A 1,267-nucleotide genomic window follows, 5' to 3' on the forward strand; every position below is an offset into this window, starting at 1 on the left:
CGGGCAAAGTCAACTGGTGGGAGCAACGCTGGGGGTTAGGCCGCTTGTAGCAGCTGGTTTAGTCGGTTGGCTGGTGTTTCGAGGTTCAGGGTTGGTCTGGGTCGGCGGTTGAGTTTCGCTGCGACCAGGCGGAGGTCCTCGGGGGTGTGCACTGAAAGGTCGGTGCCTTTTTCGAACCAGAACCTCAGGAGCCTGTTGGTGTTCTCGTTGGTGCCGCGTTGCCAGGGTGAGTGCGGGTCGCAGAAATACAGGGTCGTTTCGAGTGCGGTTTGGATCTTCGCGTAGTCGGCCAGTTCGGTTCCGCGGTCCCAAGTGATCGAGCGTCGCAGGTGATCCGGGAGGGAAGCCATCTCCCGGATCATCGCAGCGGCAACGGTCTCCGCGGTGTGGTCCCCGGGCAGGTGCAGCAGGATCGTGAACCGGGTCGAGCGTTCCACCAACGTGCCGATCGCGGTCCCGTCGGTCCCGATGATGAGGTCCCCTTCCCAGTGGCCAGGCACTGCCCGGTCTTGGACCTCGGGCGGGCGTTGGCTGATCTTGAATGCCTCACCGTAAGGGCTGTTCTTACGGCGGTCACTGGTGTGCGGAACGCGTTGCTTGCGTTTCAGGCTGAGCTTTTCGGCCAGGTCCGCCCGCAGGTTCCCGCGGGTTTGGACATACAGCGCTTGATAGATCGTCTCGTGGCTCACCTGCATAGTCTGATCGTCGACGAAGTAGTGCGCCAACATTGAGGAGATCAATTTCGGGCTCCACCCGTCATCCATCCACACACCGATCAGCCGGCAGAGGTCCTCGTCCTGGACGAGTTTGAACGGTTTGGGCCGGCGCCTGTCCTGGTGCGCTTTGGCGTGGGCGACCGAGGCGTAATACTTCCCGTCCGCGCTTCTGTGCCGTTTCACCTCCCGCCAGACCACGGACTTATCCCGGCCGATCAATTCACCGATCTTGGCGTAACTGAGCCCCAGCAGAACACCCATCTGGATCATCCCCCGCTCGCCCAGACCCAAGGCCCGGCCAGGTCCCTCTGCCGAAGGCGCAGGATCGGCAAGACCCCCGACAGCGCCACGGTTCAACGTCATCATCAGGCCAGACTGAGCCCACCAGTTTCCCCCGGTCGCGTGCACCGCCCCGACACGCCGGGAAGCCTCAAGAACCGAGACCCCCGCACACACCAAATCAACAAACTCGGCACGCGCACCCGAAGGAAACAACTTGACCATGAAACGCTCCATCAATCAGAGCGTTGCAACGACCCTATGACTTTGCC

General features: G+C 62.0%; 1 protein-coding gene. It reads right to left on the bottom strand.

Annotation, left to right across the window (positions count from 1 at the left end):
• Nucleotides 1–35: 35 nt before the first annotated feature.
• Entirely contained in the window at nucleotides 36–1,220 is a 1,185-nt protein-coding gene (locus GVL04_RS24045; RefSeq protein ID WP_159709167.1) for an IS30 family transposase, read from the bottom strand.
• Nucleotides 1,221–1,267 lie beyond the last annotated feature (47 nt).

Source organism: Arthrobacter sp. 18067 (genome assembly GCF_902706295.1).
Classification (GTDB): domain Bacteria; phylum Actinomycetota; class Actinomycetes; order Actinomycetales; family Micrococcaceae; genus Arthrobacter.